The organism is Solwaraspora sp. WMMD1047 (assembly GCF_029626155.1).
GTDB lineage: Bacteria > Actinomycetota > Actinomycetes > Mycobacteriales > Micromonosporaceae > WMMD1047.
The window spans coordinates 3157490-3182967 of the sequence record NZ_JARUBL010000001.1; the positions used below are offsets into that span (position 1 = coordinate 3157490).

Sequence of the window (25478 nt, forward strand, 5' to 3'; positions counted from 1 at the left end):
GGTGGCCCGCGGGGAACGGGCCGACGCGGATCGGAAGGACGGGGGTGCGGGCGGGTGAGCCCACGCAGCGGACCGAAGAGCCGGAAACTCCGCGACGGGGGGTCGCGATGAGTTCGCCGGCATCGGCCCGGCCGTGGACGGGCGCGGTGGCCCTCGTCCTGGCCTCCAGCACCGGCGGGGTCGGCCAGCACGTCCGCGCGCTGGCCCGGGGCCTGGTGGCGGCCGGCGTCACGGTCACCGTCTGCGGCCCGGCCGCGACCGCGGCCCAGTTCGACTTCACCGCCGTCGGCGCCGCGTTCGTGCCGATCGAGATCCCGGCCAGTCCGACACCCGCCGACGCGCGGGCGGTGGCCGCCCTGCGGCGGGTCCTCGCCGACCCGGTGGACGTGGTGCACGCCCACGGGTTGCGCGCCGGCCTGGTCGCCGCCCTGGCCCGACCCGCCCAGCCGCTCGTGGTGACCTGGCACAACGCGGTGCTCGCCGGCGGCGTACGCGGCCGGCTCGGCCGGCTCGCCGAACAGCTCGTGGCCCGGCGGGCCCGGGTCGTGCTGGGCGCCTCCGCCGACCTGGTCGACCGGGCGGCCGCCCTCGGTGCGGCCGACGCCCGGCTCGCCCCGGTGGCCGCGCCCGACCTGCCGCCCGCCGGCCGGTCCCGGGCCGCGGTGCGCGCCGAGTTCGGCGTCGGCCCCGACCAGCCGCTGGTGCTCTCGGTCGGCCGGCTGCATCCGCAGAAGCGCTACGACGTGCTTGTCGACGCCGCCGCGGGCTGGCGCGACCGGCGACCGCCACCGGTGGTGGTGATCGCCGGGAGCGGGCCGAGCTATCTGCCCCTGGCGGCCCGGATCTCGGCAGCCCGGGCGCCGGTGACCCTGCTCGGGCACCGGACCGACGTGGCGGACCTGCTGCGGGGCGCGGACCTGGCGGTGGTGACCAGCGACTGGGAGGCCCGTCAGCTCTTCGCCCAGGAGGCGTTACGCGCCGGGCTGCCGCTGGTGGCCACCGCCGTCGGCGGGCTGCCGGACCTGGTCGGCGACGCGGCCGTGCTGGTGCCACCGGGCGATCCGGCAGCGGTCGACCGGGCGGTGCGGGAGCTGCTCGACGACGAGGACCGGCGGTCCGAGCTGGGGCGCCGGGGCGCCGCCCGGGCCGCCGGTTGGCCGGCCGAGCAGGACACCCTCGACGGCGTCCTCGCGGTCTACGCGGAGCTGACGCCGCACCGGTGCGCCGGCGGCGCCGACGCGGGGTGGGGCTGATGCGCCTCAGCCGATCGGCAACGACCGCGCGCCGGCTGCTGGCCCGGGGGCGGCCGGGCTGGCCCACGGCGCGGGTGCCGGTGCGCCGGCTGGTGGCGCGGGTGCCGGTGCGCCGGCTGGTGGCGCGGGTGCCGGCGTTGCGCCGGCTGGGAACACCGGAACAGCTGGTGCGCCGGCTCGCGCCGGTTCTGATGACCGCCGTGGTGGTCGCGCTCGCGGTGGCGGCGCTGGTGGTCCGCCCGGCCGCCGGCGCGCCCCAGCAGACCGTGGACTACGTCGTCGTGGCCGGCGTCGCCGGGCTGCGCTGGGAGGATGTCGATCCGACCAGCACCCCGACGCTGTGGCGGATGGCCGAGCGTGGCTCGATCGGCTCGCTGTCGGTGCGGTCGGCCCACCAGCCGACCTGCCCGGTGGACGGCTGGTTGACCCTGGGCGCCGGCAACTTCGCCGGGTGGGAGCCCGGTCAGGTTCCCGACCGGTGCCCCGACCTGGATGTGGTGGTCGAGCAACCGGACGGGATCGGTGCGAACCTGCCCGACCAGCGCAGCGCGGTGCTCTACAACCGGGAGACGCTGCGCTGGGGGGCGATCCCGGGCGCGCTGGCCGAGTCGGTGCGGTGCACCGTCGCGGTCGGACCGGGTGCCGCGGTGGCCGCCGCCCGGCCGTTCGGCCGGGTCGACCGGTACGCCGAGGAGCTGCCCGCGCGCCCGGCGGACCTGCTCGCCTCCTGCGTGCTGAGCATCGTGGACCTCGGCGTGGTGGCCGGCGAGGACCCGGTGGTCCGGGCCGCCGCCGCCCGGCGGGCCGACGCGGCGCTGGAACGCCTGCTGGCCGCCCGGCCGGAGCGGTCCCTGGTGCTGGTCGCCGGGATCTCCGACACCGACCAGTCGTCCCGGCTGCACGTCGCGGTCGCCGACGGCCCCGGCTGGGAGAAGGGCTGGCTGACCTCACCGAGCACCGGCCGCGACGGCTACGTGCAGCTGGTGGACCTGGCGCCGACCGCACTGGCCGCGCTGGGCCGCCCGATGCCCGAGCGCCTGTTCATCGGCCGGCCCGCCTCGGTGGTCGAGGGGCGCCCCGACGACCTGCCGACCGCCATCGCCATGCCGGCCGACGCCGACCGCGAGGCGGGTGCCCAGCAGCGGGTGGCGAGCTGGTTCTTCGGTCTGCTCGCCGCCCTGCAGTGCCTGCTCGCCGTCGCGGTGGTACCGCTGCTGCGGCGGGCCCGCCGGCCGGCCGGACCGGTCGGCCCGGCGCCGGCACCCCGGTGGGTGGTGACGGCCGTCGAAGTGCTGCTCATCGCCGCGGCGATGGCCATCCCGGCGGCCCTGGTCGCGGACGCGGTGCCGTGGTGGCGCAGCGCCCACGCGGGCATCTACTTCGGCGCCGTGATCGCCCTCGCCCTCGGCGCGGCGACCGCCGCCGTCCGGCTGGTGCCCGCGTACCGGTGGACCCTGGGCCCGATGGCCGGCGTGGCCGGTCTGGCGGCGGTCGTCGTCGGCGCGGACGTGGTGACCGGCGCCCGGCTGCAGCTCAACGGCGTGACCGGCTACTCGGCGTTGGAGGGGGGCCGGTACTCCGGCCTGGGCACCGTGGGGCTGGGCGTCTTCATCGCCGGTGTCCTGCTGGTCGCCGGCTGCCTGGCCCAGCAGGTCCGGCGGACCTGGCGGCCGGCGGTGGTGGTGCTGGTCGGCGGGCTCGGCGTGGTGGTGGTCGGCAGCCCCTACCTGGGCGCGGACCCGGTCGGCGCGGTCGCGCTGACCGCCGGGGTGGCCATCGCGGCGGCGATCAGCACCGGAGGCTGGCTGACCCTGGGCCGGCTGGCGTGGGCGTCGATGGCCGGGATCGCGGTGACGGTGGGATTCGCGGTGCTCGACCTGCGCCGCCCCCCGGAGGAGCGGGGCAGCCTCGGCCGGTTCCTCAGCGCCCTGGGTGACGGCACCAGCGGGTTGACGGTGCACCGGTCCAGCGCCGCCAACCTGGACGCCCTGGCCGGCAGCCCGCTGACCGTGCTCGCGCTGGTGGGCGCGGTGCTGATCTGGTTCGCGCTGTTGCGCCCCTGGGGTGGCCTCAAGCGGCTCTTCGGCATCTATCCGGCGGTCCGCGCGGGGATGGGCGGCACGGCGGTCGCGACGGTGATCGGCGGCCTGCTCGGCGGGTCGGCGCTCAACGTCGCCGGGGCGGCGGCCGCCCTGACCGTGCCGATGGCCGCGTTGGCCGCCCTGCGGGTGCTGGCCCACGCCGCCGACCGCACCCAACCGGCGACCCGGGCCGTGGACGGCCCCGTCCCGCCCGACCCCGTTGCGTCCGACGCCGGGCCGTCCCGTCCCGTCCCGGCCGGCTCCGGGTCGGCGGCCGAGCCCGCCACGGCCGGCTCCGGGTCGGCCGCCGAGCCCGCCACGGCCGGCTCCGGGTCGGCCGCCGGGTCGGCCCCGGAGCGGCCCGCCGGGCCGGCCCGGGCGGCACCACCGGGTGCGGCGGGTGGGCTGGCCAGGTGAGGTGTTACCGTGGAGTCCCGTGGATCGAGTGATCACTTTCCTGATCAGCACGTCGGTCTGCACGACCGCAACGGACGACCACGGGAGCAGGCGTTGGCCCCTTCAGCACGGACGACCAGGCACATTTTCGTCACCGGAGGCGTCGCCTCCTCGCTGGGTAAGGGCCTGACCGCCTCCAGCCTCGGAAACCTGCTGACAGCGCGCGGCCTGCGGGTCGTGATGCAAAAGCTGGACCCCTACCTGAACGTCGACCCCGGCACGATGAACCCGTTCCAGCACGGCGAGGTGTTCGTCACCGACGACGGCGCCGAGACCGACCTGGACGTCGGCCACTACGAGCGGTTCCTGGACCGGGCGCTGTCCGGCAAGGCGAACGTCACCACCGGGCAGATCTACTCGGAGGTGATCGCCAAGGAGCGGCGCGGCGAGTACCTCGGCGACACCGTCCAGGTGATCCCGCACATCACCAACGAGATCAAGTCCCGGATCCGGGCGATGGCCGACCCCGACCCGGCCGACCCGGGCGCCGGCCCGCCGGACGTGGTGATCACCGAGGTCGGCGGCACCGTCGGCGACATCGAGTCGCTGCCGTTCCTGGAGGCGATCCGGCAGGTCCGCCACGACCTCGGCCGGGACAACTGCTTCTACCTGCACGTGTCGCTGGTGCCGTACCTGGCCCCGTCGGGCGAGTTGAAGACCAAGCCGACCCAGCACTCGGTGGCCGCGCTGCGCAGCATCGGCATCCAGCCCGACGCGATCGTCTGCCGGTCCGACCGGGAGATCCCGGACAAGCTCAAGCACAAGCTGTCGCTCTACTGCGACGTCGACCGGGAGGCCGTGATCGCCGCCCCGGACGCGCCGAGCATCTACGACATCCCGAAGGTGCTGCACCGCGAAGGGCTGGACGCGTACGTCGTACGCCGGTTGGGGTTGTCCTTCCGGGACGTGGACTGGACCCGCTGGGACGACCTGCTGGAGCGGGTGCACCACCCGCACCACACCGTGCGGGTGGCCCTGGTCGGCAAGTACGTCGACCTGCCGGACGCGTACCTGTCGGTGAGCGAGGCGATCCGGGCCGCCGGCTTCGGCCACCGGGCCCGGGTGCAGCTGGTCTGGGTGCCCAGCGACGAGTGCGTGACCGCGGCCGGTGCGGCGGCCGCGCTCGCCGGGGTGGACGGGATCGTGCTGCCCGGCGGGTTCGGGGTACGCGGCATCGAAGGCAAGATCGGCGCCGCCCGGTACGGCCGGGAGAACGGCATCCCCACCCTCGGGCTCTGCCTCGGCCTGCAGTGCATGACCATCGAGGTGGCCCGCAACCTGGCCGGCCTGGACGGCGCCAACTCGCTGGAGTTCGACGAGACCGCGAGCCACCCCGTCATCGCCACCATGGCCGACCAGGAGGAGATCGTGGCCGGCCGGGGCGACCTGGGCGGCACCATGCGGCTGGGCGCCTACCCGGCCCGGCTGGCGGACGACTCGCTGGTCGCCGATGCGTACGGGACGACGGAGGTCAGCGAGCGGCACCGGCACCGGTACGAGGTGAACAACGCCTACCGGGACGTGCTGGAAAAGGCCGGCCTGCGGATCTCCGGCACCTCCCCGGACGGCCGGTTGGTCGAGTTCATCGAGCTGGACCGGTCGGTCCACCCGTTCTTCGTGGCCACCCAGGCCCACCCGGAGCTGAAGAGCCGGCCGACCCGGCCGCACCCGCTGTTCGCCGCGTTCGTGCGGGCGGTGGTCGGTTACGCCGCCGCGGACCAGCTGCCGGTGGAGCTGGGACCGCCGGTCGCGACGCCGGACGGGTCGGCGGAGCGGGCCGCCCTGGAACAACCGTTCGTGGTGCCGGACGAGGAACCCGCGCGGCGGGCCGGCCGCAACGGCGCCGCCCGGCAGGCGAAGGCGAACTCGCCGTCATGACCGGAAACCCGGATGACGGGTACCGGGTGCTGTCCCGGACCCGGCGCTTCGACGGCGCGATGTTCTCCGTCTTCACCGACCGGGTCACCATGCCCGGCGGCCGGGAGGCGGCCCGCGACTACCTGCTGCACGTCGGCGCGGTCGGGGTGGTCGCCCTCGACGACCGGGACCGGGTGGTGCTGGTCCGCCAGTACCGGCACCCGCTCGGCGGGTCGATCTGGGAACTGCCCGCCGGCCTGATCGACGTCGCCGGGGAGGACCTGCCGGCGGCCGCGCTGCGCGAGCTGGCGGAGGAGGCCGACCTCACCGCCGACCGGATCGACCTGCTGGTGGACCTGCACACCTCGCCCGGCTGCTCGAACGAGCTGATCCGGATCTACCTCGCCCGCGACCTGGCCGACGTCCCCGCCGACCAGCGGTACGAGCGCCACGACGAGGAGGCCGACATGCTGGTCCGCCGGGTGGATCTCGACGAGGCGGTGGCGATGGTGCTGGCCGGCGAGATCACCAACGCCGCCTGCGTCGCCGGGCTGCTGGCCGCCGCCCGGGCCCGCGACGCCGACTGGGCGCCGCTGCGGCCCGCCGCCACGCCGGTGCGCCGGCCGGCCCCGCCGCCGGTCGCCGATCACGGCGGTGACCAGGGGATCTGCCAGCCGGTGCCGAGCCGGTTCTAGACTTCGCGCGACGCCGGCGGCAACGGAGCCGTCGGCGCCGGACAGCCGGGGGTGGCATCCCCGGAGAGAGGTGTCTGCATCGTGAAGGTCGGGATTCCCCGCGAGGTCAAGAACCACGAGTACCGGGTGGCGATCACGCCCGCCGGTGTGCACGAGTTCGTCCGCAGCGGGCACGAGGTGTTCATCGAGGCCGGCGCCGGAGCCGGCTCGTCGATCACCGACGCGGAGTTCGCCGCGGCGGGCGCGACGATCCTGGCCGGCGCCGACGAGGTCTGGGGCACCGCCGAGCTGGTGCTCAAGGTCAAGGAGCCGATCGCCGAGGAGTACCCGCGGCTGCGCCCCGGCCAGGTGCTCTTCACCTACCTGCACCTGGCGGCGTCCAAGGCGTGCACCGACGCGCTGCTGGACCGGCGGGTGACCGGCATCGCGTACGAGACGGTGGAGACCGCCGACCGGGTGCTGCCGCTGCTCGCCCCGATGTCGGAGGTGGCCGGCCGGCTGGCCCCGCAGGTGGGCGCGTACCACCTGATGCGCTCCGGCGGTGGCCGCGGCGTGCTGATGGGCGGCGTCTCCGGGGTGTACGCCGCGAAGACCGTGGTCATCGGCGCCGGTGTCTCCGGCATGAACGCCGCCGCGATCGCGCTCGGTCTGCAGGCGGAAGTGCTGCTGCTGGACCGCAACATCAACCGGTTGCGGCAGGCCGACGCGATCTACCGCGGCCACCTGCAGACCGTGGCCTCGAACACCTACGAGGTGGAGCGGGCGGTCCTCGACGCCGACCTGGTCATCGGCGCGGTGCTGGTGCCCGGCGCGAAGGCGCCGACGCTGATCTCCAACGAGCTGGTCTCCCGGATGAAGCCCGGCAGCGTGCTGGTGGACATCTCGATCGACCAGGGCGGCTGCTTCGAGGACTCCCGACCCACCACCCACGACGACCCGGTCTATCCGGTGCACAACTCGCTCTTCTACTGCGTGGCGAACATGCCGGGCGCCGTGCCGCACACCAGCACCTACGCGCTGACCAACGTCACCCTGCCGTACGCGCTGGAGCTGGCGAACCTGGGCTGGCGGGAGGCGATGCGCCGTGACCCGGCGCTGGCGGCCGGTCTGAACACCCACGACGGGCGGGTCACCTACGGGCCGGTGGCCGAGGCGCACGGGATGGGCAGCGTCTCCGTCGCCGAGGCGATCGCCGCCCCGGGACCGGCCGGTGGGGCCGGCTGAGCCGGCGGCGCCGGCCCAGCCGTCGGCCGCGCTGCGTCGGGTGGTCCGGGGCTACCTGGACCACCTGACGGTCGAGCGCGGGCTGTCGGCCAACACGCTGTCGTCGTACCGGCGCGACCTGGAGCGCTACCTGACGACGCTGGCCGCGGCCGGGATCGAGGACCTGGCCGCGGTCGGGCCGGCCGAGGTCACCGAGCACGTGGCCCGGCTGCGGGAGGGGGACGAGGCGCATCCGCCGCTGGCGGCCGCGTCCGCGGCCCGGGCCGCCAGCGCGGTACGCGGCCTGCACCGGTTCGCCGCCCGGGAGGGGGTGGTCGGCCGGGACGCGAGCCGGGACGTCCGCCCGCCGGTCCCGCCGCGGCGGCTGCCCCGGGCGCTGGCCGTCACCGAGGTGCTGCGCCTGCTGGAGACCGCGGCCGGGCCGGGCGACCCGGCCGGCCCGCTGGGGCTGCGCGACCGGGCGCTGCTGGAGTTCCTGTACGGCACCGGGTCGCGGATCTCCGAGGCGGTCGGCGCCGCCGTGGACGACCTGGACCTGACCGACGGGGTGGCGCTGCTGCGCGGCAAGGGCGGCCGGAACCGGCTGGTCCCGATCGGCGGGTACGCCACCGAGGCGCTGCGGGCGTACCTGGCGCGGGGCCGGCCGGACCTGGTCGGCGCGGGGCGCGGCGGGCCGGCGGTGTTCCTCAACGCCCGCGGCGGCCGGCTGTCCCGGCAGAGCGCCTGGAGCATCCTGCGGCGGGCCGCCGAGCGGGCCGGACTGCCGGTCGACGGCGCCGCCGCCGTCTCCCCGCACACCCTGCGCCACTCCTACGCCACCCACCTGCTCGACGGCGGTGCCGACGTGCGGGTGGTGCAGGAACTGCTCGGGCACGCCTCGGTGACAACCACCCAGGTGTACACGTTGGTGACGGTGGACCGACTGCGGGAGGTCTACGCCACCTCGCACCCGCGGGCGCTGAGCTGACCGCTGCCGCACGACCGTCGCACCTGCCGTGTCGACACGCCGACACGGTGTTCCCGGCCCTGCTGGCCGGTGGCGTACAGTCGGCATCGGCGCGGGCCTGTGGCACGGCACCCGGGGGTCGCGACGGCACCGCGGCTTCCGGTCGGAGGGCCAGGCCGGATCGGAAGACGGACGCCAGTCGGCCCCGACGCCGGCAGTCGTCGGGAGGGGGGCGGACCAGGACATGGCTGACAACGGTGATCGTGCCGAGGCGTGGACCTCGGCGCTCCGCGAGCAGCAGTCCGCGTTCGACCTCGGCGCGGAGCTGGGTCCGGCCGACCCGGCCGCCTACACGATCCGCAAGCCGATCCCCGAGCCGATGCCGACCGACCGGCACGGCCCGGCCCGGATCATCGCGCTGGCCAACCAGAAGGGCGGGGTGGGGAAGACCACCTCGACCATCAACCTGGGCGCCGCGCTGGCCGAGTACGGCCGCAAGGTGCTGCTCGTCGACTTCGACCCGCAGGGCGCGCTCTCGGTCGGGCTGGGGGTCAACCCGCACAACCTGGACCTGTCGGTCTACAACCTGTTGATGCAGGACGACGTCACCGCCGAGGACGTGCTGATCAAGACCGACGTGGCCGGGCTGCACCTGCTGCCGGCCAACATCGACCTGTCGGCCGCCGAGATCCAGCTGGTCAACGAGGTCGCGCGGGAGATGGCGCTGGCCCGGGTGCTGCGGTCGATCCGCAAGGAGTACGACTTCATCCTGATCGACTGTCAGCCGTCGCTCGGCCTGCTGGCGATCAACGCGCTGACCGTCTCGCACGGCGTGCTTATCCCGCTGGAGTGCGAGTTCTTCAGCCTGCGCGGGGTGGCGCTGCTGCTGGACACCATCGACAAGGTGCGCGAGCGGCTCAACTTCGACCTGGAGCTGGAAGGCATCCTCGCCACCATGTACGACTCCCGCACCACGCACTGCCGGCAGGTGCTGCAGCGGGTGGTGGAGGCGTTCGGCGACAAGGTCTACCAGACGGTGATCACCAAGACCGTCAAGTTCCCGGAGTCGACCGTCGCCGGCGCGCCGATCACGTCGCTGGACCCGGCCTCGTCGGGCGCCCGCAACTATCGGCAGCTCGCCCGCGAGGTGATCGCCGCGCAGGCCGAGCGTTAGCCGGCGGTGCGCCGGGAAGCCGGTGGCTGGGGCCTCGCGGTCGCCGTGGACTACGGTCATCGGGTGACCGTGCCCCCCGTCGACGACCTCGCCCCGCCCGTGGGCGGGGACGACGCCCCGTCGGGCGGTGCGGCCGAAGGTGTTCCGGCCGAGGGTGTTCCGGCCGACGCGGTCGACTCCTCGTCCGGCCCGGCGGTGGACACCGTCGAATCCGGCAAGTTCACCGTGCGGCTGGCGAACTTCACCGGACCGTTCGACCTGCTGCTGCAGCTGATCGGCAAGCACAAGCTCGACGTCACCGAGGTGGCGCTGCACCAGGTCACCGACGAGTTCATCGCCTACATCCGGGCGATGGGTGACGACTGGGACCTCGACGAGGCCAGCGAGTTCCTGGTGGTCGCCGCGACGCTGCTCGACCTCAAGGCGGCCCGGCTGCTGCCCGCCGCCGAGGTCGAGGACGAGGAGGACCTGGCCCTGCTGGAGGCCCGCGACCTGCTCTTCGCGCGGCTGCTGCAGTACAAGGCGTTCAAGGAGGCGGCCGCGCACATCGCGGCGATGGAGGCGGTCGGGTCGCGCCGGTACCCGCGGGCGGTCACCCTGGAGCCCAGGTACGCCGAGGCGTTGCCGGATCTGGTGCTGGGGATCGGGCCGGCGCGGCTGGCGGCACTGGCGGTCCGGGCGATGACGCCGCGTCCGGTGCCGGTGGTGTCGATCGACCACGTGCACCAGGTGCGGGTCAGCGTCCGGGAACACGCCGCGCTGCTGCGCGACCGGCTCCGCCGGGTCGGCACCGCCACCTTCCGGGTGCTCTGCGCCGACTGCGAGTCCACCCTGGAGGTGGTCGCCCGGTTCCTGGCCCTGCTGGAGCTGTACCGGGAGGGTCTGGTCGGCTTCGCCCAGGTCCAGGCGCTCGGTGAGCTGACGGTGCGGTGGACCGGTCCGGCCGACGGCGGCGCCGAACTGCAGGTCGACGAGTACGCCGGGTCCCCGGCCGCGCCGACGACGGCCGGTCCGGCGGACGGCGGTCCGGTCGACGGCCGGGCGTCAGATGGTGGTGAGCCGGCGGGAGACCAGCCGGCGGCGACGATCGAGGAGCAGCCGAGTTGACCAGCCACGAGCGTCGGGACTCGCTGGCCGACCAGGCCGCGGCCTGGGTCCCGCCATGGGCCCGGGAGCGGCAACCGGCCGAGTCCTCCGAGCCCGACCCCGCCGCGGAGCCCCAGCCCGCTGAGGTTGCGCACGCTGGGGCCGAGTCCGCGGAGCTTGAGGCCGGTGAGCCGATTGAGGCCGGTCGGCCGGTTGAGGCCGGTGAGTCCGCTGAGATCTGGCCCGCCGAGTCTCGGCCTGCCGAGGCCGAACCCGCGCAGCCGCAGACCGCGGTCGATGAGCCTGGGGTCGTCGTACCGGAGACTCTTGACGGCGGCGAGGCCGTGGCGGACCGCGAGGTTGTCGCGGAGCCCGACGCTGTTGCGGTGCCCGAGGTCGTCGCGGAGCCCGAGGTCGTCGCGGAGCCCGGCGGTTTCTCCGATCCCGAGGCGGTGCGGGCCCCGAGGCTCCTGGCCGATGGCGGGTCCGATCGCGACGAGCCCGCCGGGCCGGCGGCGGTGGTTGCTCCTGGATCAGGGCGGCAATCCGTGGTCGGCGCCGCACCGGCGCTCCTTGACGAGGACGAGCTGCACGGGGCGTTGGAGGCGATCCTGCTGGTGGTCGACGAACCCGTCGCCGAAACCGTCCTCGCCCAGGTGCTGGAGCAGCCGGTCGACCGGGTCGGCGCCGCCCTGCTGCGGATCGCCCAGGGATACACCGAGGCGGGACATGGTTTCGAGCTGCGCCGGGCGGCCGGCGGGTGGCGGCTCTACACCCGGCCGGAATACGCCGGCTACGTGGAACGGTTCGTGCTTGACGGGCAGTCGGTCCGGCTGACCCAGGCGGCGCTGGAGACGTTGGCGGTGGTGGCGTACAAGCAGCCGGTGACCAGGTCGCGGATCTCGGCCATCCGAGGCGTCAACTGCGATGGCGTGATCCGTACCCTGATCTCCCGTGGGTTGGTCGAGGAGTGCGGCACCGAGCCGGACAGCGGCGCCCACCTCTACCGCACGACGATCCTGTTCCTGGAGAAGCTCGGCCTCGACACGGTCGACGAGCTTCCGCCGCTGGCCCCGTTCCTCCCCGATGACCTGGAAGAGATGACCGATGCCCCGCGATGACAGCCGTACCGCCGAGCCCCGGACCGCCGGCGGGGAACGCCTGCAGAAGGTCCTCGCGGCCGCCGGGGTCGGCTCCCGCCGGGCCTGCGAGGACCTCATCTTCCGCCGCCGGGTCACCGTCGACGGGCGGGTGGCGCAGCTGGGAGACAAGGTCGACCCGGCCTCGGCGGTCATCCACGTCGACGGCGAACGGCTGGTCACCGATACCCGGCTGGTCTATCTGGCGATGAACAAACCACGCGGGGTCGTCTCCACCATGGCCGACGAGAAGGGCCGGACCGCGCTGGCCGACTTCCTCGGCCGGGTCGAGGAGCGGGTCTACCACGTCGGCCGGCTCGATGCGGACAGCGAGGGCCTGCTGCTGCTGACCAACGACGGCACCCTCGCGCACCGGTTGACCCACCCGTCGTACGGGGTGCCGAAGACCTATCTGTGCGAGGTGGCCGGGCCGGTGAAGCGCAACGTGGGGCGGATCCTCAAGGCCGGGGTCGAGTTGGAGGACGGGCCGGCCCGGGTCGACGAGTTCCGGGTGGTGGACACCCTCGGACGGACCGCCCAGGTGGAGCTGACCCTGCACGAGGGTCGCAAACACATCGTCCGGCGGCTGCTGGACGAGGTCGGCCATCCGGTCTCCCGGCTGGTGCGGACGTCGATCGGGCCGATCCGGCTGGGCGACCTGCGCGCCGGGCGGACCCGGCGGCTGACGAACGCGGAGATCGCGGCCCTGTTCAAGGCGGTCGGCGACTGAGGACCGCGTCGCCGTTGCCGGCGCCGGCGTGGCGCGGGTCGCCCCGGCCGATGGCGGGCGCGGCCCGGACCGGCCCGGGGGGCATGATGGACCGCGACAGACCGGACGAGCGGCACAACGGTGCGCCGGCGGCGCCAACCGGTCCCGGTGGGCACCATGTCGATCTGGAAACATCCCGCGGGTCCGGGGGAGGACCCCGGGTGGTGGGGAACACCCCGAGTGGTGGAGGAGGAACGGTGGCAGAAATGGTACGGACCGGGCGATGTGTGGTCGCTGTCGACGGGCCGTCCGGTTCGGGCAAGTCCACCGTGTCCCGGCGGCTGGCCGGCGAACTCGACGCCCGTTACCTCGACACCGGCGCGATGTACCGGGCGATCACCTGGGCGGTGCTGCGCTCGGGGGTCGACCCGCAGGACGCCGACTCGGTCGCCAAGGTGGCGGGCGAGGTCGACCTGGAGATCGGGGTGGACCCGGTGGCACCCCGGATCAGTGCCGACGGGGTGGCGGTGGACCAGGAGATTCGGGGTCCGGAGGTGACCGGATCGGTCTCCGCCGTGGCCGCCGTACCCGCGGTCCGTGAGCTGATGGTGGCGCTGCAGCGCGACATCATCGCGGCGGCCGACCGGATCGTGGTGGAGGGCCGCGACATCGGGCAGGTGGTCGCCCCTGACGCGGACCTGAAGGTGTACCTGACCGCGTCGGCCGACGCCCGCGCCCAGCGGCGCAGCGCCGAGTACGCGGCCGACCTCTCGGCCACCGCCGCCGACCTGGCCCGGCGGGACCGGCTCGACTCCACCCGGGCGACGAACCCGCTCCAGCAGGCTCCCGACGCGGTGGTGCTGGACACCACGGCGCTGGGGATCGACGAGGTCGTCGGCCGGCTGCGGGCACTACTGGAAGGCCGGCTCTGCCGATGAACGCCAACGACGGTTGGGTGGAGTTGCGGGAACCGGACCTGGCGGAGGAGGAGCCGACCGGGCCGGTGCCGGTGGTCGCCGTGGTCGGCCGACCCAATGTCGGCAAGTCCACACTGGTCAATCGGATCATCGGTCGGCGGCAGGCGGTCGTCGAGGACACCCCCGGGGTGACCCGGGACCGGGTGCCCTACGACGCCCAGTGGTCGGGCCGTCAGTTCACGGTGGTCGACACCGGCGGCTGGGAGCCCGACGCCCGGGACCGCGCCGCGGCGATCGCCGCCCAGGCCGAGATCGCCGTGGCCACCGCCGACGTGGTGCTGTTCGTGGTGGACGCGGTGGTCGGCGCCACCGATGTCGACGAGGCGGCGGTACGGATGCTGCGGCGCAGCGCCAAGCCGGTGCTGCTGGTGGCGAACAAGGCGGACAACGCCGCCACCGAGGTGGAGGCGACCTCGCTCTGGTCGCTCGGCCTGGGGGAGCCGCACGCGGTCTCCGCCCTGCACGGGCGCGGTTCGGGTGACCTGCTCGACGCGGTGCTGGCGGCGTTGCCGGAGCCGCCGCCGGTCGGCGAGCCGGGCCCGCGCGGCCCGCGCCGGGTGGCCCTGGTAGGCCGGCCGAACGTCGGCAAGTCGAGCCTGCTCAACCGGCTGGCTCGCGAGGACCGGGCGGTGGTGGACGCGGTCGCCGGAACCACCGTCGATCCGGTCGACAGCCTGGTGGAGATCGGCGGGGAGGTGTGGCAACTCGTCGACACCGCCGGGCTACGCAAGCGGGTGGGTAAGGCCAGCGGTACGGAGTACTACGCCAGCCTGCGCACCGCCGGGGCGATCGAGGCGGCCGAGGTGGCCGTGGTGCTGCTGGACGCCAGCGAGCCGATCAGCGAACAGGACCAGCGGATCCTGTCCATGGTGACCGAGGCCGGCCGGGCGCTGGTGATCGCCTTTAACAAGTGGGACCTGGTCGACGCCGACCGCCGGTACTACCTGGACAAGGAGATCGACCGGGAACTGCGACGCATCCCGTGGGCGGTGCGGGTGAACGTCTCGGCCCGGACCGGCCGGGCGGTGGACCGGCTGGCGCCGGCGCTGCGTTCCGCGCTGCGCAGCTGGGAGCAGCGGGTGCCGACCGGGCAACTCAACCAGTGGCTCACCGCGCTGGTCCAGGCCACCCCGCATCCGGTACGCGGTGGCCGGGCGCCCCGGATCCTCTTCGCCACCCAGGCGGGCACCCGTCCGCCCCGGTTCGTGCTCTTCACCACCGGTCCGCTGGACGCCGGCTACCAGCGCTTCGTGGAGCGCAAACTGCGCGAGGAGTTCGGCTTCGAGGGCAGTCCGGTGGAGGTCTCGGTCCGTCCCCGCAAGAAGCTGGGCCCCGGCGGCCGCGGCAAAGCCCACGGCTGACCCACCGCCTGTCTGCCCCTCTTCAACCTGATCCGAGCTTTCGACCTATCTTCCTAGGACGGCCTACGGGGTGTGGGGCTGGTCGACACCATCGCGACGGACTGTCGATCGGGTGGGAAACCCGGAGGCGCCGGGTAAGGGGGACTGCGCTACGCTGTACCGGCTGCCGCGCCCGGTACGGGCATGAGCGGTGGCGGGACGTGGCGCAGCTTGGTAGCGCACTTGACTGGGGGTCAAGGGGTCGTCGGTTCGAATCCGGCCGTCCCGACAGAACGAAAGAGGCCGTCGACCGGAGCTTACGCCCTGGTCAACGGCCTCTAACTCATTCTGGGGCAGTAGGAGATTCCGGATCTAGACGGCGCGTAGCTGGGGACCACCTGGGGACCGGCGGGCCTTCAAGTGCGCGCTGAGCGCCGTCCCGGCGTCGGTGATGGTCTGCCGGTCGGGGTGCAGGTACCGCTGCGTCGTCGTCAGCGACCCGTGCCCGGCAATCTTCCGGAGCACGTGCACCGGCACCCCTGCGTCAGCCATCCACGTCAGGCCGGTGTGCCGCAGGTCGTGCCGGCGTAGGTGTTCGTAGCCGAGCTTCGTCACCACCTCGTCCCAATGCGTAGCGTCCCGAAGAACCGCTGTGCTGATCCGGCCACCGCGCGGCCCGGTGAACAGTCGGGAGTGCGGCTCGCTGACCGAGTCCAGGCGGTGGCTCACGATCGGTCGCACTTCTTCGATCAGTGGGACCATTCGTGCCCGCTTGCCCTTGGTGCCCTTGTCGATCAGGCCACCGGGACCGGGTGTGGTCTGTCGGCGTACCGTCCACATCCACATCCACGATTCCCGGTCGATGTCCTCGGCGCGGACTCCGGACACCTCGCCGATCCGGGCCGCTGTGCACGCGGCGAAGATGACCACCTCTCCCCAGCCGGAAAACGTGTCCGCCGACCGTTGCACCAGCGCGGCGGCGAGCGTGGTCAGCGATTCCCAGTCCGGCAGGGCGAGCGTGCGCGGGTCGTCCAACTCGTCTTCGGCCCGCTGGTAGGAACGCTGCCATCCTGTCACCTGCGCGGGATTCCGCGCAATGACGCCGTCCCGTACGGCCTGCTCCATGACGCGGACCAGAACGGCAAGGCTGTTCTTGACCGTCGATCGGCTGCATTCGTCGGCAATCCAGCCGTGAACGGCCCGGTCAACCGCGCCGTTTGTAATCATTCGGACCGGGATGTGCCCGAGGGCGGGCATCACCCGCTTGCGCCACCCGGCCAGGTACGGATCGAGGGTCTTGCTTTCCAGCCCTCGGAGCGCCAGGGGCATCACGCTTTCGCCGTACTCCGTCAGGCGTTTCGTCGCGGCGATCGGGTCGACGCCACCCTGTGCGGCGCTGACGATTCCGTCGATCCACGCTTGTGCCTCCTCGGGCGTGGCGACGGTCGTGGACTTGGACAGCCGCCGCTTGGTCGACGGGTCGACCCACCGGACACGCGCTCGGTAGGGGCGGTCACGGCCTGCCCGGAACTCCACATCAGAGCCGAGGGGCACGCCGATCGGTGGTTGCTGGGGAACGGCCATCAAGCCGCCCTCGGGACGACCCGGCGCGCGGACAGTCACCGTTCAACGTCGGCCGTCGCGTACTTCACGACCCGGTCAGAGATCGGGATGAACGGCGGACCCTGCAACGGCTGGAGAGCACGCCAGCGGCGGATGGTGGACGGGTCGACGTCGAGCAGGTCGGCAAGCTCCTCGGTGGAGATGAACGGCTTGGGTGAGAGTCGGGTGATGCCGCCCCACTCCGGGGCGACGGTCGTGTCTGGTGAGGCAGTTCGCGGCACGAGTCGCACTGTGAGCGCCTTTCGGTCCATGAGGGTCGGTGTGCAGAGTGCGGGCAGGTTTACGGCAGATTGGTGTAGGGCGAGCCGCTGAGAGCGCCGTAGAGCCAAGATTTCGGGGCGGCGGGTGTTCGGGGCTATGGGTGTGGCCGGTGGGTGGCTGTCAGCGGCGGTGGTGGTCGGGTCGGTGGCGGTTGGTCGGTGTGTGCTGTGCGTGGGAGGGCTGAACCATCTCCGCATCTCCGCATCTCCGCAAACATGGCTGTGAGCTGGGCGAATGCTTGCGGAGATGGGCGGAGACTCCGAGGGGTCATCTCCGCAAAGGGGGTCTGACGGCGTTCGTCGGCGCTGATGGCGCTGCCCGACTGCGGGAGGTCGCAGGCTGCGCGCCAGCCGTGGGGGAGTGGCATACCTGCTACTCCGCACCCGTCGAGCATCCGGAAGGCGACTGCACCCTGTACGTTTGGCCGTGCGGCTCCGTTGTCTTTCACCTTGTCGAGCCAGTGCAGTTGTCCACGATTGCGGCGCTGGCCGCGTGGCGGGTGGTGTCGTATGGCGACAACATCAAATGGGCAGTCGAGTACCTCGCACCCGTTGCGCCTGTCGAGGAAGAATCTGCGGTGTATGTCCTTGGTGCTCACTGGGTCGTTGAGCCAGCATGGCCGGCAGAGTTGCTAAGAACTGCCTTACGTATCATGTCGACGCCAAAGGTGTTGCTACACCGCGACCGCCCCATGGATGACGAACACCTGGCGCACGCCGAACTCATCGAGCAGTCGTTGCTATCCGAGGCATACGACCATGTAGGCATCGAGTCGTTCGGCTTGCAGGGTATTTCGGTGGGCTACGCCTCATGGTCCGGAGTTGTCTACCATCCAATCTCAACCGAGCGTTCCTTGGCGGAGGCTGAGGTAGTTTCCTGCGAGTTGGCGATCCAATCCATGTGGGCGTATAGCGACGCTATCGCCCGGCAGGTAGAGCAAGGGCTAGACCCGCAGGTGCCGTCCGAGTACGGATGGCGTTACCTTCGGGGGGTGCGCTCCCGACTCACTATCTCCCGCCTACGGGAGCCTGGACAGCATCAGGCGATGCGCCGAGCCATTTTGCGGACATGTGACCTCATGCCGGCCTTAGACCAAGCCATCGAAACCCTCCGCGATACGGATCGAGGTTGAGCCAATGACATCGGGTCGCACGGTGCTTGTCGTAACCGAAATGCAAAACGGCTTTGTGCGAGAGCAGTCGGCGCACATAGTTCCTGTCGTTGCCGACTTGCTACGCCGCTGGCAGTTGGCGGGCGGTGACACGCTCTTCACCCGGTACCTGAACTATCCAGGCAGTCCCTTCGAGCGCTTCTTTGGCTGGCAAAGGCTTTAATCCTCGCCTGACATCGATCTTGTGCCGGAGTTGGACCAGTACGTAAATCAAGGCATATTGCTTGACAAGAGAGTCAATAGCCCTTTTACTCCTGAGGGTGTAGCACTATTCAAGAAGCGCGGGTGGAAAGAGTTTTATTTTTGCGGTATAGCTACCGAAAGCTGTGTCTTAAAGGGTGCTGTAGACGCGTTTGAGCACGATTTCACGCCTTGGCTGATCGCGGACGCCTCAGCGAGCCATGCTGGCACTGAAGCGCACGAGGCGGGACTGCTGGTCGCGCGACGATTCATCGGACCTGGTCAGGTGATCCGAATATCGGACATGGAAAAATTCTTGGATCATGGCTCCAAACTGTAGGCCCACCAGCCACTCACGTGCGCGATCCACAAAGTTGAGAGTGCGCGATCTGCACCGCCCGAGCCCCGGATCCGTCTTCATCCGTCCGTACGCGCCACGGCCCCTGCACGATAGAGCCCGACCCGTTTAGTGCGTACTTCCCGACACGACATCCCTGGTCAAGGCCCTACCGATCGCAAAGATCAGTCGACCGTGGCTCAAGTTTGATCAATGGCGGTCAAAGTCTTTGATCAATCAACTTCCTGACAAACCATTGACCAACGTCACCCTCTTGGTTACGGTCACTTGTAAATCAATTGACACAGGAGGTGGCGCTTATGAGCATGCCGTTCTTCCGTATCCGGTTCGTCGCTGCGCTTATGGTGGCCGCAGTTCTCGCAACCCTCGGAGTGGTTACTGCCGGCGGGACTCCGGCAAGCGCGAACTGCACTTCACACGTCAGCTACAACCACGACAACGGATCGGACCTCATTGTCGACGCGGGATCGACCGGGCTGGCCCTGCGTCAAGGACCGCACACGTCGTGCGGCCTCATTCGTCGCATCACCGGCTGGGTAGACCTCCGCTGCTGGGACTATGGCGATGTCATCAACGGGCACAATAGTTGGAGCAACGTCCGGTGGGGCAACTACCAGGGCTGGGTGTCAGATGCCTACCTCCTAAACAATGGCAGCACGGTTTACTGCTATGAACCAGGTCTTGGGGACATTCCTCCTGACGGATCGCTAAAGCGCGCGCCCATCGCGGCAGGTTGATCGCGAGAACGGCGACGTCCACCACCAAGACGGCTGGAGGTTCATGCTGCCTTCTGCGCGAGCGAAGAAGCAAAAGGGCGGCCCCCGGATCGGGGTGCCGCCCTTGGTGGTTAGACCAGTGAGGTGATCTCAGCAAGGATTCGGGAGCGGTTCGGGATGACACGGACGTAGCGCCCGTAGCGGACATGCTGGGATATGGACGTGGAGCCATCGGTAGACAGGTTCTTGCGACGGAATCGGTCTCCGAGAGGGCTCCACGTGATCACCTATTCTGCCAGGCTTGACGTGCCCAGGGAACTCGTGCGTCACGTGGCGGGTCTGCTTCGCGCCGAGCGTGCGGCGGTGGGTACCCGCCGCCGCACGAGGGCGTTGACGTGCTTCTACCAGGCGCTGCTGGTGTTGGTGTGGTTCCGCAAGGGTGAGGACAAGACCACCCTCGGGGCCGGGTTCGGGGTGTCACGGGCCACCGCGTACCGGTATGTCGCCGAGGCCGTGCGGGTCCTCGCGGCGCAGACACCAACCCTGCACGACGCCCTCGCCCGGGTGGCCGCGGACGGCTGGTCGCACGTGATCCTGGACGGGAAACTGTTCGACACCGACCGGCTCGGCGAGACCACCACCAGTGTCAAAGGCGAAACGATCGATGCCTGGTACTCCGGGAAACACCGTGGCTTCGGCGCGAACATCCAAGCGATCATGCGGCCCGACGGGCTACCGATCTGGACGTCCGAGGCGATGCCCGCGCACCTGCACGACCTGACCTGCGCCCAGGACCTGGACATCACCGGCGCGCTCTACTGGGCCGCGTCAACCCTGGACCTGCCGACCCTGGCCGACTCCGGCTACGAAGGCGCTGGCCAGGGCATCCACACCCCATACAAGCAACCCACCGACAGCCACCGCCTCGCCGTCGGCAACCGAACCCACAACGCGATCCTTCGATCCCTGCGGTGCCTCGGAGAACGCGGCTTCGCAATCCTGACCGGCCGCTGGCGGACGCTTCGTCACACCACCGCCAGCCCACGAAGCCTCGGCGATATCGTCCGCGCCGCTATCCACCTCACACACTTCGAATACCGATACCTACCGCATCCTTGCTGAGATCACGTCAGTGCGAGGTGCTTTTGTGCGAAATCAAAGCAGCCCATGTCGTGGGCTAATCGCGCCGTCGAGCTAGGCAAGGCTTGTAGACGCACGGGGACCATGTGGGGACCACACGTCGTAGGCGATGGTGGCTGGCCTGCCGTCGACTGCACGGCCTGATGTTGGGGATAGCGAGCGTGACGTGCGTGGACGTGTGGCGAGTCGTCCTGGGGGTCAAGGGGTCGTCGGTTCGAATCCGGCCGTCCCGACAGCGAGAGGGTTTCCGCAGGTCAGAGACTTGCGGGAGCCCTCTTTTCATCGCTTCGCATGAATGCCCGGTCTAGCACCTGAGTTTGGTCACTGGCTCGCGGCGTGACGGTGGGCAGTGCGCTGACCTGGGGTGTTGGGTGTTGGTGGGGTGTTTCTGAGGCACTAATTGGTCCCCTACGCTCGGGTTCGTGGCGTGGATTCGGCGGGTGCGGACGGCTTCGGGCGCGACGGCGGTGCAGATCGCCGAGTCTGTTGGCGGGCGTCGGCGGATCGTTGCTCATCTGGGTTCGGCGCGTACCGAGGCTGAGTTGGGGCTGCTGGTCTCGCGGGCCCGTGAGCTGCTCGCTGATCCGGGGCAGGGCGAGTTGGAGCTTGGCGTCGAGCCGGTCGCTGCGAGGGCGAGGCTGGTCGGCCCGGCCGGTGACGCGGCGCTGTTCGACCTCGACGGGTCGGTGGGGCGTGGGCCGGCGGCGGTCGCCGCGCCGCGGGTGGTGTCGACGGCATCGCGGGTGTTGTACGAGGTGCTGGCCTCGGTGTTCACGTCGCTGGGGTTCGACGCTGTGGGCGACAGGGTTTTCCGGGACCTGGTGATCGCGCGGATCGTGGAGCCGACCTCGATCCGCGACACCGGTCGGGTGCTGACCGATCTGGGGTGTAAGCCGGCCAGTGAGAAGACGATGCGCCGCACCCTGACCCGCGCGCACACGGGCGAATACCGCGACCAGATCGCAAAGTTGTGCTTCGCCCACGCCTCGGGCAGCGGCGACGTCAGCCTGTGTTTGTACGACGTGACCACCTTGTACTTCGAGGCGGACAAGGAGGACGACCTGCGTAGGGTCGGGTACTCCAAGGAACGGCGGGTGGACCCGCAGATCGTCGTCGGGCTGCTCGTCGACCGGTACGGGTTCCCGTTGGAGATCGGCTGCTTCGAAGGCAACAAGGCCGAGACGTTGACGTTGCTGCCCATCATTCGCCAGTTCCAGGATCGCCACCAGATCGAGGGCATGGTCATCGTCGCCGACGCCGGCATGCTCTCGGCGACCAACCTGCGCGAGCTCGACGACGCCGGCCTCGGCTTCATCGTCGGTTCACGCACCACCAAGGCGCCGATCGACCTGGAGTCCCACTACCGCTGGCACGGGACCTACTTCACCGACGGGCAGCTCATCGACACGATCACCCCCCGCACCGGCGCCAACCGCGACAACGACCCCGCCCTCAAGGCCGAACCGGTGTGGAACCCGCGAACGCACCCGTCCTCATGGCGAGCGGTGTGGGCATACTCGGCCACCCGCGCCGCCCGGGACAACAAAACCCTCAACGCCCAAGAGGCCAAAGCGCGGGCCGTCGTCGCCGGGGAGAAGACACCCCGGACCCCGAGGTTCGTCACCGTCAAAGGCGACGCCCGCACCCTCGACGAAGCGTCGCTGGCCAGAGCACGCAAGCTCGTCGGGCTCAAAGGCTACGTCACCAACATCGGCCACCAGGTGATGAACCCGAGCGAGGTGACCTCCAACTACCACGACCTGTGGCACGTCGAGCAGTCCTTCCGCATGTCCAAGACCGACCTCGCCGCCCGACCCATGTTCCACCACACCAAGGACGCCATCGAGGCGCACCTGACCATCGTCTTCACCGCCCTGGCCGTCACCCGCGAAGTCCAAACCCGCACCGGACTCGCGATCCGCAACGTCCTGCGTCAACTACGACCGCTGCGATCCGCGACCCTCGCGATCAACAACGCCACCCACACCTTCCCACCCCAGATCAACCCCGACCGGCAGACCAACATCGACGCCCTCACCACCAGCGCACCTCAGGCACTAACCGAATGACCGAACTCAGGAGTCGTCCTGGGGGTCAAGGGGTCGTCGGTTCGAATCCGGCCGTCCCGACAGCGAGAGGGTTTCCGCAGGTCAGAGACTTGCGGGAGCCCTCTTTTCATCGCTTCGCATGAATGCCCGGTCTAGCACGCCGCTGTTGGACTCCTTGACTCGGCAGGTTGCCATGCCGCTACTGGTCGGAGATCTGCAGTTCCTTTCGCCACCACGGCGATCGGTTTCTCCCCGGTACGCGCCAGCGAGACGGCCCGCTGCCGAAACTCTGCAGGGTGTGTGCAGGCATGGACGACATCCTTCCCGGAAGCCGCCGGCCACCTCACCCCAGATGTCCGGGAACGGGGGAAGCTCAGTCCGCCACGACGCGTCCGATGGTGCTCTCCCGTACGACGAGCCGGTGTGGGGCGCGTAGTTCCAGGCCGGGCGGCGGCGTCCGGCTGGCGATGCGCAGTAGTACGCGTTCGACGGCCGTCTTCGCGATCATCTCCTTGTCGGGAGAGATCGTGCTCACCGGTGGGTTCGAGTACGCGCCGTCCTCAATGTCGTCGTAGCCGATCACCGCGATGTCTTCGGGCACCCGGAGGCCGCGTGCGGCGAGGACGTGCATCGCGCCGAGCGCGACGAGGTCGCTGTAGCAGAACACGGCGTCGGGAGGCTCCGGCAGGTCAAGCAGGTGGTGCATCGCGCCGGCGCCGTCGGCGCGGTTGAACCGTGGGGTCGAGATGATCAGTTCCTCGTTCACGGCCACGCCACGCCCCTCGTGCGCCTCGCGGAAGCCGCGGGTGCGCAGCTGGGCGGCCTCACCGGTGGGGTACGGCTGGTCACCGATCGCGGCGATGCGCCGGCGACCGAGGTCGAGCAGGTGCTCGGTGGCCTGTCGGGACGCCGCGATGTCGTCGATGCCGACATGGTCGAACGTCTCCTGGCTGACCCGTTCACCCAGGATCACCAGCGGGAGATCGGGATGGTGATCGGTAAGGGCCCGCTGGTCGAGGCCGAGCGGGCTGAAGATGACGCCGTCGAAGAGCAGCCTGCTGCGGCCGTGGCTGATGAGCATCCGCTCGTGTTCGGGGTCGCCGTCGGTCTGGTCGATGAGCACGTTGTACCCCTCGGCGCGGGCGGCCCGGATGATGCCCTGCAGCAGCTCGGAGAAGTACGGCGTGTCGAGGTAGGGGGCGACGAAGGCGATCTGCCCGGAGCGGCCCTGGGCGAGGTTGCGGGCCAGGACATTTGGCCGATAGCCGAGCTGCTCGACGGCCTCGACGACCCGGGCGCGAGTGCGTTCGGTGACGTTCGCGTACCCGTTGACGACATTGGACACCGTCCGGCTGGAGACCCCGGCCAGTTCGGCAACCTCACGTAAGGTGACATCTCGTCGCATTTGTGGTCTCCCTTTCCCCGCCGGAGGCCCACCAAGTTTCCGGAAGGTTACCCCTTGCCGTCCATCGATGTCCCGGGCATGCTGTCTTTGCAGCGCTGCAAAGATAGTAGTAGATGCCAGGGGTAGGTGCGGCGCGGCCCGAGGCAACCGCTGCCCCGGCGGTCGATCGTTGTGCGTTCGCGCCTTGACCGGCCTACGTGACAGATACCTGCGGCTGCGGGCGCAGCCGATCCCCGATGGAGGAACCGAGTGAGCGCCAGAGTTTTCAGTTCAAGACGAAAGCCGCTGGCCGCGGCGGTGATGGCCGTCGCCGTCCTGCTGTTGGCGGCGTGCAGTTCCGACAGTGGTGGCAGGCAGGACGACGGTCCGGTGACGATCAAGGTGTGGGCGTGGTATCCGGCCTTCCAGGGCGTGGTCGACCTGTTCAACCGCACGCACACCGACATCAGGATCGAGTGGACCAACGCGGGTACCGGTCAGGACCAGTACACGAAGTTGCAGACGGCGCTCAAGGCGGGCAAGGGTGCGCCGGACGTGGTGATGCTCGAGTTCCAGGAACTGCCGACCTTCCAGCTCACCAGGCACCTCGTCGACATGGGCAAGTACGGTGCCAACGACATCAGGGGAGACTACGTCGACTGGGCGTGGAAGCAGGTCAGCAACGGCGACGCCGTCTACGCCATCCCGGTGGACGCCGGACCGATGGCAATGCTGTACCGGCAGGACATCTTCGACCAGCACGGGCTGAGCGTGCCGAAGACCTGGGCCGAGTTCCGGGAGCAGGCGCAGAAGTTGAAGGCCGCGGCGCCGGACAGCTTCATGACCGACTTCGGGGCGAACGACGGCGGCTTCATGACGGGGTTGATGTGGCAGGCCGGAGCCAGGCCGTTCAGCTACGACATCGCGGACCCCGAGAACATCGATGTGAACATCAACAGTGAGCCGGCCAAGAAGGTGATGGCCTACTGGGAGGAGATGGTCGACGCCGGTCTTGCCGACACCACCGCCTACGGGACGACGGACTTCTACAACGGGCTGGCCAGCGGGAAGTACGCGACCTACCTGGCTGCGGGGTGGGGACCCGGCTACCTGGCGAGCGTGGCGAAGACGACGGCCGGCAAGTGGCGCGCGGCACCCCTGCCCCAGTGGAACGCGGGGGAGAACGCGCAGGGTGACTGGGGTGGCTCCTCGTTCGCCGTGACCGATCAGACGAAGCACCCGGAGCAGGCCACCAGGGTGGCCATGGAGATCTTCGGAGCGAACAAGGACGCCTGGAAGATCGGCATCGACGAGGCGTTCCTCTTCCCCACCGCCGCGCCGATCCTGGACTGGGACTACTTCCGGACCAAGGAGTACGAGTTCTTTGGCGGGCAGAAGGTCAACGAGGTGTTCGTGCCGGCGTACAACGGCATCGAGGAGTTCGACTGGAGCCCCTTCAACAGCTTCAGCTTCAACGAGCTGACCACCGCGATGGGACAGGCGGTGGAGGGGAAGACGGCCTGGCCGGACGCACTCGACGTCGTCCAGCAGGGCGTCACGACGTACGCGTCGAAGCAGGGCTTCAAGGTCTCCCCATGACCCGGATCCGACAACTTCCCGCGGCTGCCAGGCCGGCAGCCGCGGGGCCCGTCGGCCCTTC

At 70.7% G+C, this 25478-nt stretch carries 19 protein-coding genes, 1 tRNA gene and 2 pseudogenes; 19 read left to right on the forward strand and 3 right to left on the reverse strand.

The window, feature by feature from the left end; translation table 11 throughout:
• Positions 1 to 107: 107 nt before the first annotated feature.
• From O7627_RS14635 to O7627_RS14695, 13 genes and pseudogenes are all read left to right on the forward strand, one after another.
• Positions 108 to 1253: a glycosyltransferase family 4 protein gene (locus O7627_RS14635; protein WP_278094053.1), complete on the forward strand. Its 1146-nt coding sequence runs from the start codon at positions 108 to 110 to the stop codon at positions 1251 to 1253.
• Positions 1254 to 1417: 164 nt separating this feature from the next.
• Entirely contained in the window at positions 1418 to 3751 is a 2334-nt protein-coding gene (locus tag O7627_RS14640) for a hypothetical protein (RefSeq protein WP_278098287.1), read from the forward strand.
• A 93-nt stretch (positions 3752 to 3844) separates the two neighbouring features.
• On the forward strand, positions 3845 to 5668 hold the full coding sequence (locus O7627_RS14645) for a CTP synthase (RefSeq protein ID WP_278094054.1): 1824 nt from the start codon (positions 3845 to 3847) through the stop codon (positions 5666 to 5668).
• A pseudogene (locus tag O7627_RS14650) lies at positions 5665 to 6225 on the forward strand (NUDIX hydrolase); the annotation flags it as partial. The gene O7627_RS14645 and the pseudogene O7627_RS14650, both read left to right, overlap by 4 nt.
• 198 nt (positions 6226 to 6423) lie before the next feature.
• Entirely contained in the window at positions 6424 to 7566 is a 1143-nt protein-coding gene (ald, locus tag O7627_RS14655) for an alanine dehydrogenase (protein ID WP_278094056.1), read from the forward strand.
• On the forward strand, positions 7553 to 8533 hold the full coding sequence (locus O7627_RS14660; RefSeq protein WP_278094057.1) for a site-specific tyrosine recombinase XerD: 981 nt from the start codon (positions 7553 to 7555) through the stop codon (positions 8531 to 8533). The genes ald and O7627_RS14660 overlap by 14 nt, the downstream gene beginning before the upstream one ends.
• 223 nt (positions 8534 to 8756) lie before the next feature.
• On the forward strand, positions 8757 to 9686 hold the full coding sequence (locus O7627_RS14665) for a ParA family protein (RefSeq protein ID WP_278094058.1): 930 nt from the start codon (positions 8757 to 8759) through the stop codon (positions 9684 to 9686).
• Between the two features lie 63 nt (positions 9687 to 9749).
• Positions 9750 to 10793: a segregation/condensation protein A gene (locus O7627_RS14670; protein WP_278094059.1), complete on the forward strand. Its 1044-nt coding sequence runs from the start codon at positions 9750 to 9752 to the stop codon at positions 10791 to 10793.
• Entirely contained in the window at positions 10790 to 11893 is a 1104-nt protein-coding gene (gene scpB / locus O7627_RS14675; RefSeq protein WP_278094060.1) for an SMC-Scp complex subunit ScpB, read from the forward strand. Before O7627_RS14670 ends, scpB begins: the two co-directional genes overlap by 4 nt.
• A complete protein-coding gene (locus tag O7627_RS14680) occupies positions 11880 to 12641 on the forward strand; it encodes a pseudouridine synthase (RefSeq protein ID WP_278094061.1) in 762 nt (253 codons plus the stop codon). The genes scpB and O7627_RS14680 overlap by 14 nt, the downstream gene beginning before the upstream one ends.
• Before the next feature lie 236 nt (positions 12642 to 12877).
• Positions 12878 to 13558: a (d)CMP kinase gene (cmk, locus tag O7627_RS14685; protein ID WP_278094062.1), complete on the forward strand. Its 681-nt coding sequence runs from the start codon at positions 12878 to 12880 to the stop codon at positions 13556 to 13558.
• Complete coding sequence (gene der / locus O7627_RS14690; RefSeq protein WP_278094063.1) at positions 13555 to 14958, forward strand: ribosome biogenesis GTPase Der; 1404 nt, start codon at positions 13555 to 13557, stop codon at positions 14956 to 14958. The genes cmk and der overlap by 4 nt, the downstream gene beginning before the upstream one ends.
• Before the next feature lie 194 nt (positions 14959 to 15152).
• Positions 15153 to 15226: transfer RNA gene (locus O7627_RS14695), tRNA-Pro, on the forward strand.
• 83 nt (positions 15227 to 15309) lie between these two features.
• On the opposite strand, the gene O7627_RS14700 is transcribed toward O7627_RS14695, so the two are convergent.
• Both O7627_RS14700 and O7627_RS14705 read right to left on the reverse strand, forming a co-directional pair.
• Entirely contained in the window at positions 15310 to 16521 is a 1212-nt protein-coding gene (locus O7627_RS14700; protein ID WP_278094064.1) for a site-specific integrase, read from the reverse strand.
• Positions 16522 to 16556: 35 nt separating this feature from the next.
• Complete coding sequence (locus O7627_RS14705) at positions 16557 to 16703, reverse strand: helix-turn-helix domain-containing protein (protein ID WP_347404711.1); 147 nt, start codon at positions 16701 to 16703, stop codon at positions 16557 to 16559.
• 584 nt (positions 16704 to 17287) lie between these two features.
• Here O7627_RS14705 and O7627_RS14710 point away from each other — a divergent pair.
• The 5 genes and pseudogenes from O7627_RS14710 to O7627_RS14730 all read left to right on the forward strand — a co-directional run bounded on the left by O7627_RS14710 (position 17288) and on the right by O7627_RS14730 (position 22455).
• On the forward strand, positions 17288 to 17953 hold the full coding sequence (locus O7627_RS14710; protein ID WP_278094066.1) for a hypothetical protein: 666 nt from the start codon (positions 17288 to 17290) through the stop codon (positions 17951 to 17953).
• A 4-nt stretch (positions 17954 to 17957) separates the two neighbouring features.
• A pseudogene (locus tag O7627_RS14715) lies at positions 17958 to 18512 on the forward strand (cysteine hydrolase).
• A 317-nt stretch (positions 18513 to 18829) separates the two neighbouring features.
• The gene (locus tag O7627_RS14720; protein WP_278094067.1) at positions 18830 to 19267 is read left to right on the forward strand and encodes a hypothetical protein; all 438 of its coding nucleotides are present in this window, start codon (positions 18830 to 18832) and stop codon (positions 19265 to 19267) included.
• 342 nt (positions 19268 to 19609) lie between these two features.
• Positions 19610 to 20368 (forward strand): transposase family protein, encoded by a 759-nt coding sequence (locus O7627_RS14725; protein ID WP_278094068.1) that lies wholly within the window; start codon positions 19610 to 19612, stop codon positions 20366 to 20368.
• Between the two features lie 440 nt (positions 20369 to 20808).
• Positions 20809 to 22455 (forward strand): IS1634 family transposase, encoded by a 1647-nt coding sequence (locus tag O7627_RS14730; RefSeq protein WP_278094069.1) that lies wholly within the window; start codon positions 20809 to 20811, stop codon positions 22453 to 22455.
• Positions 22456 to 22807: 352 nt separating this feature from the next.
• On the opposite strand, the gene O7627_RS14735 is transcribed toward O7627_RS14730, so the two are convergent.
• The gene (locus O7627_RS14735; protein ID WP_278094070.1) at positions 22808 to 23839 is read right to left on the reverse strand and encodes a LacI family DNA-binding transcriptional regulator; all 1032 of its coding nucleotides are present in this window, start codon (positions 23837 to 23839) and stop codon (positions 22808 to 22810) included.
• 249 nt (positions 23840 to 24088) lie between these two features.
• Here O7627_RS14735 and O7627_RS14740 point away from each other — a divergent pair, with 249 nt between their 5' ends.
• Positions 24089 to 25417, forward strand: a complete 1329-nt coding sequence (locus tag O7627_RS14740; RefSeq protein WP_278094071.1) for an extracellular solute-binding protein — start codon at positions 24089 to 24091, stop codon at positions 25415 to 25417.
• The last annotated feature ends 61 nt before the right edge of the window (positions 25418 to 25478 follow it).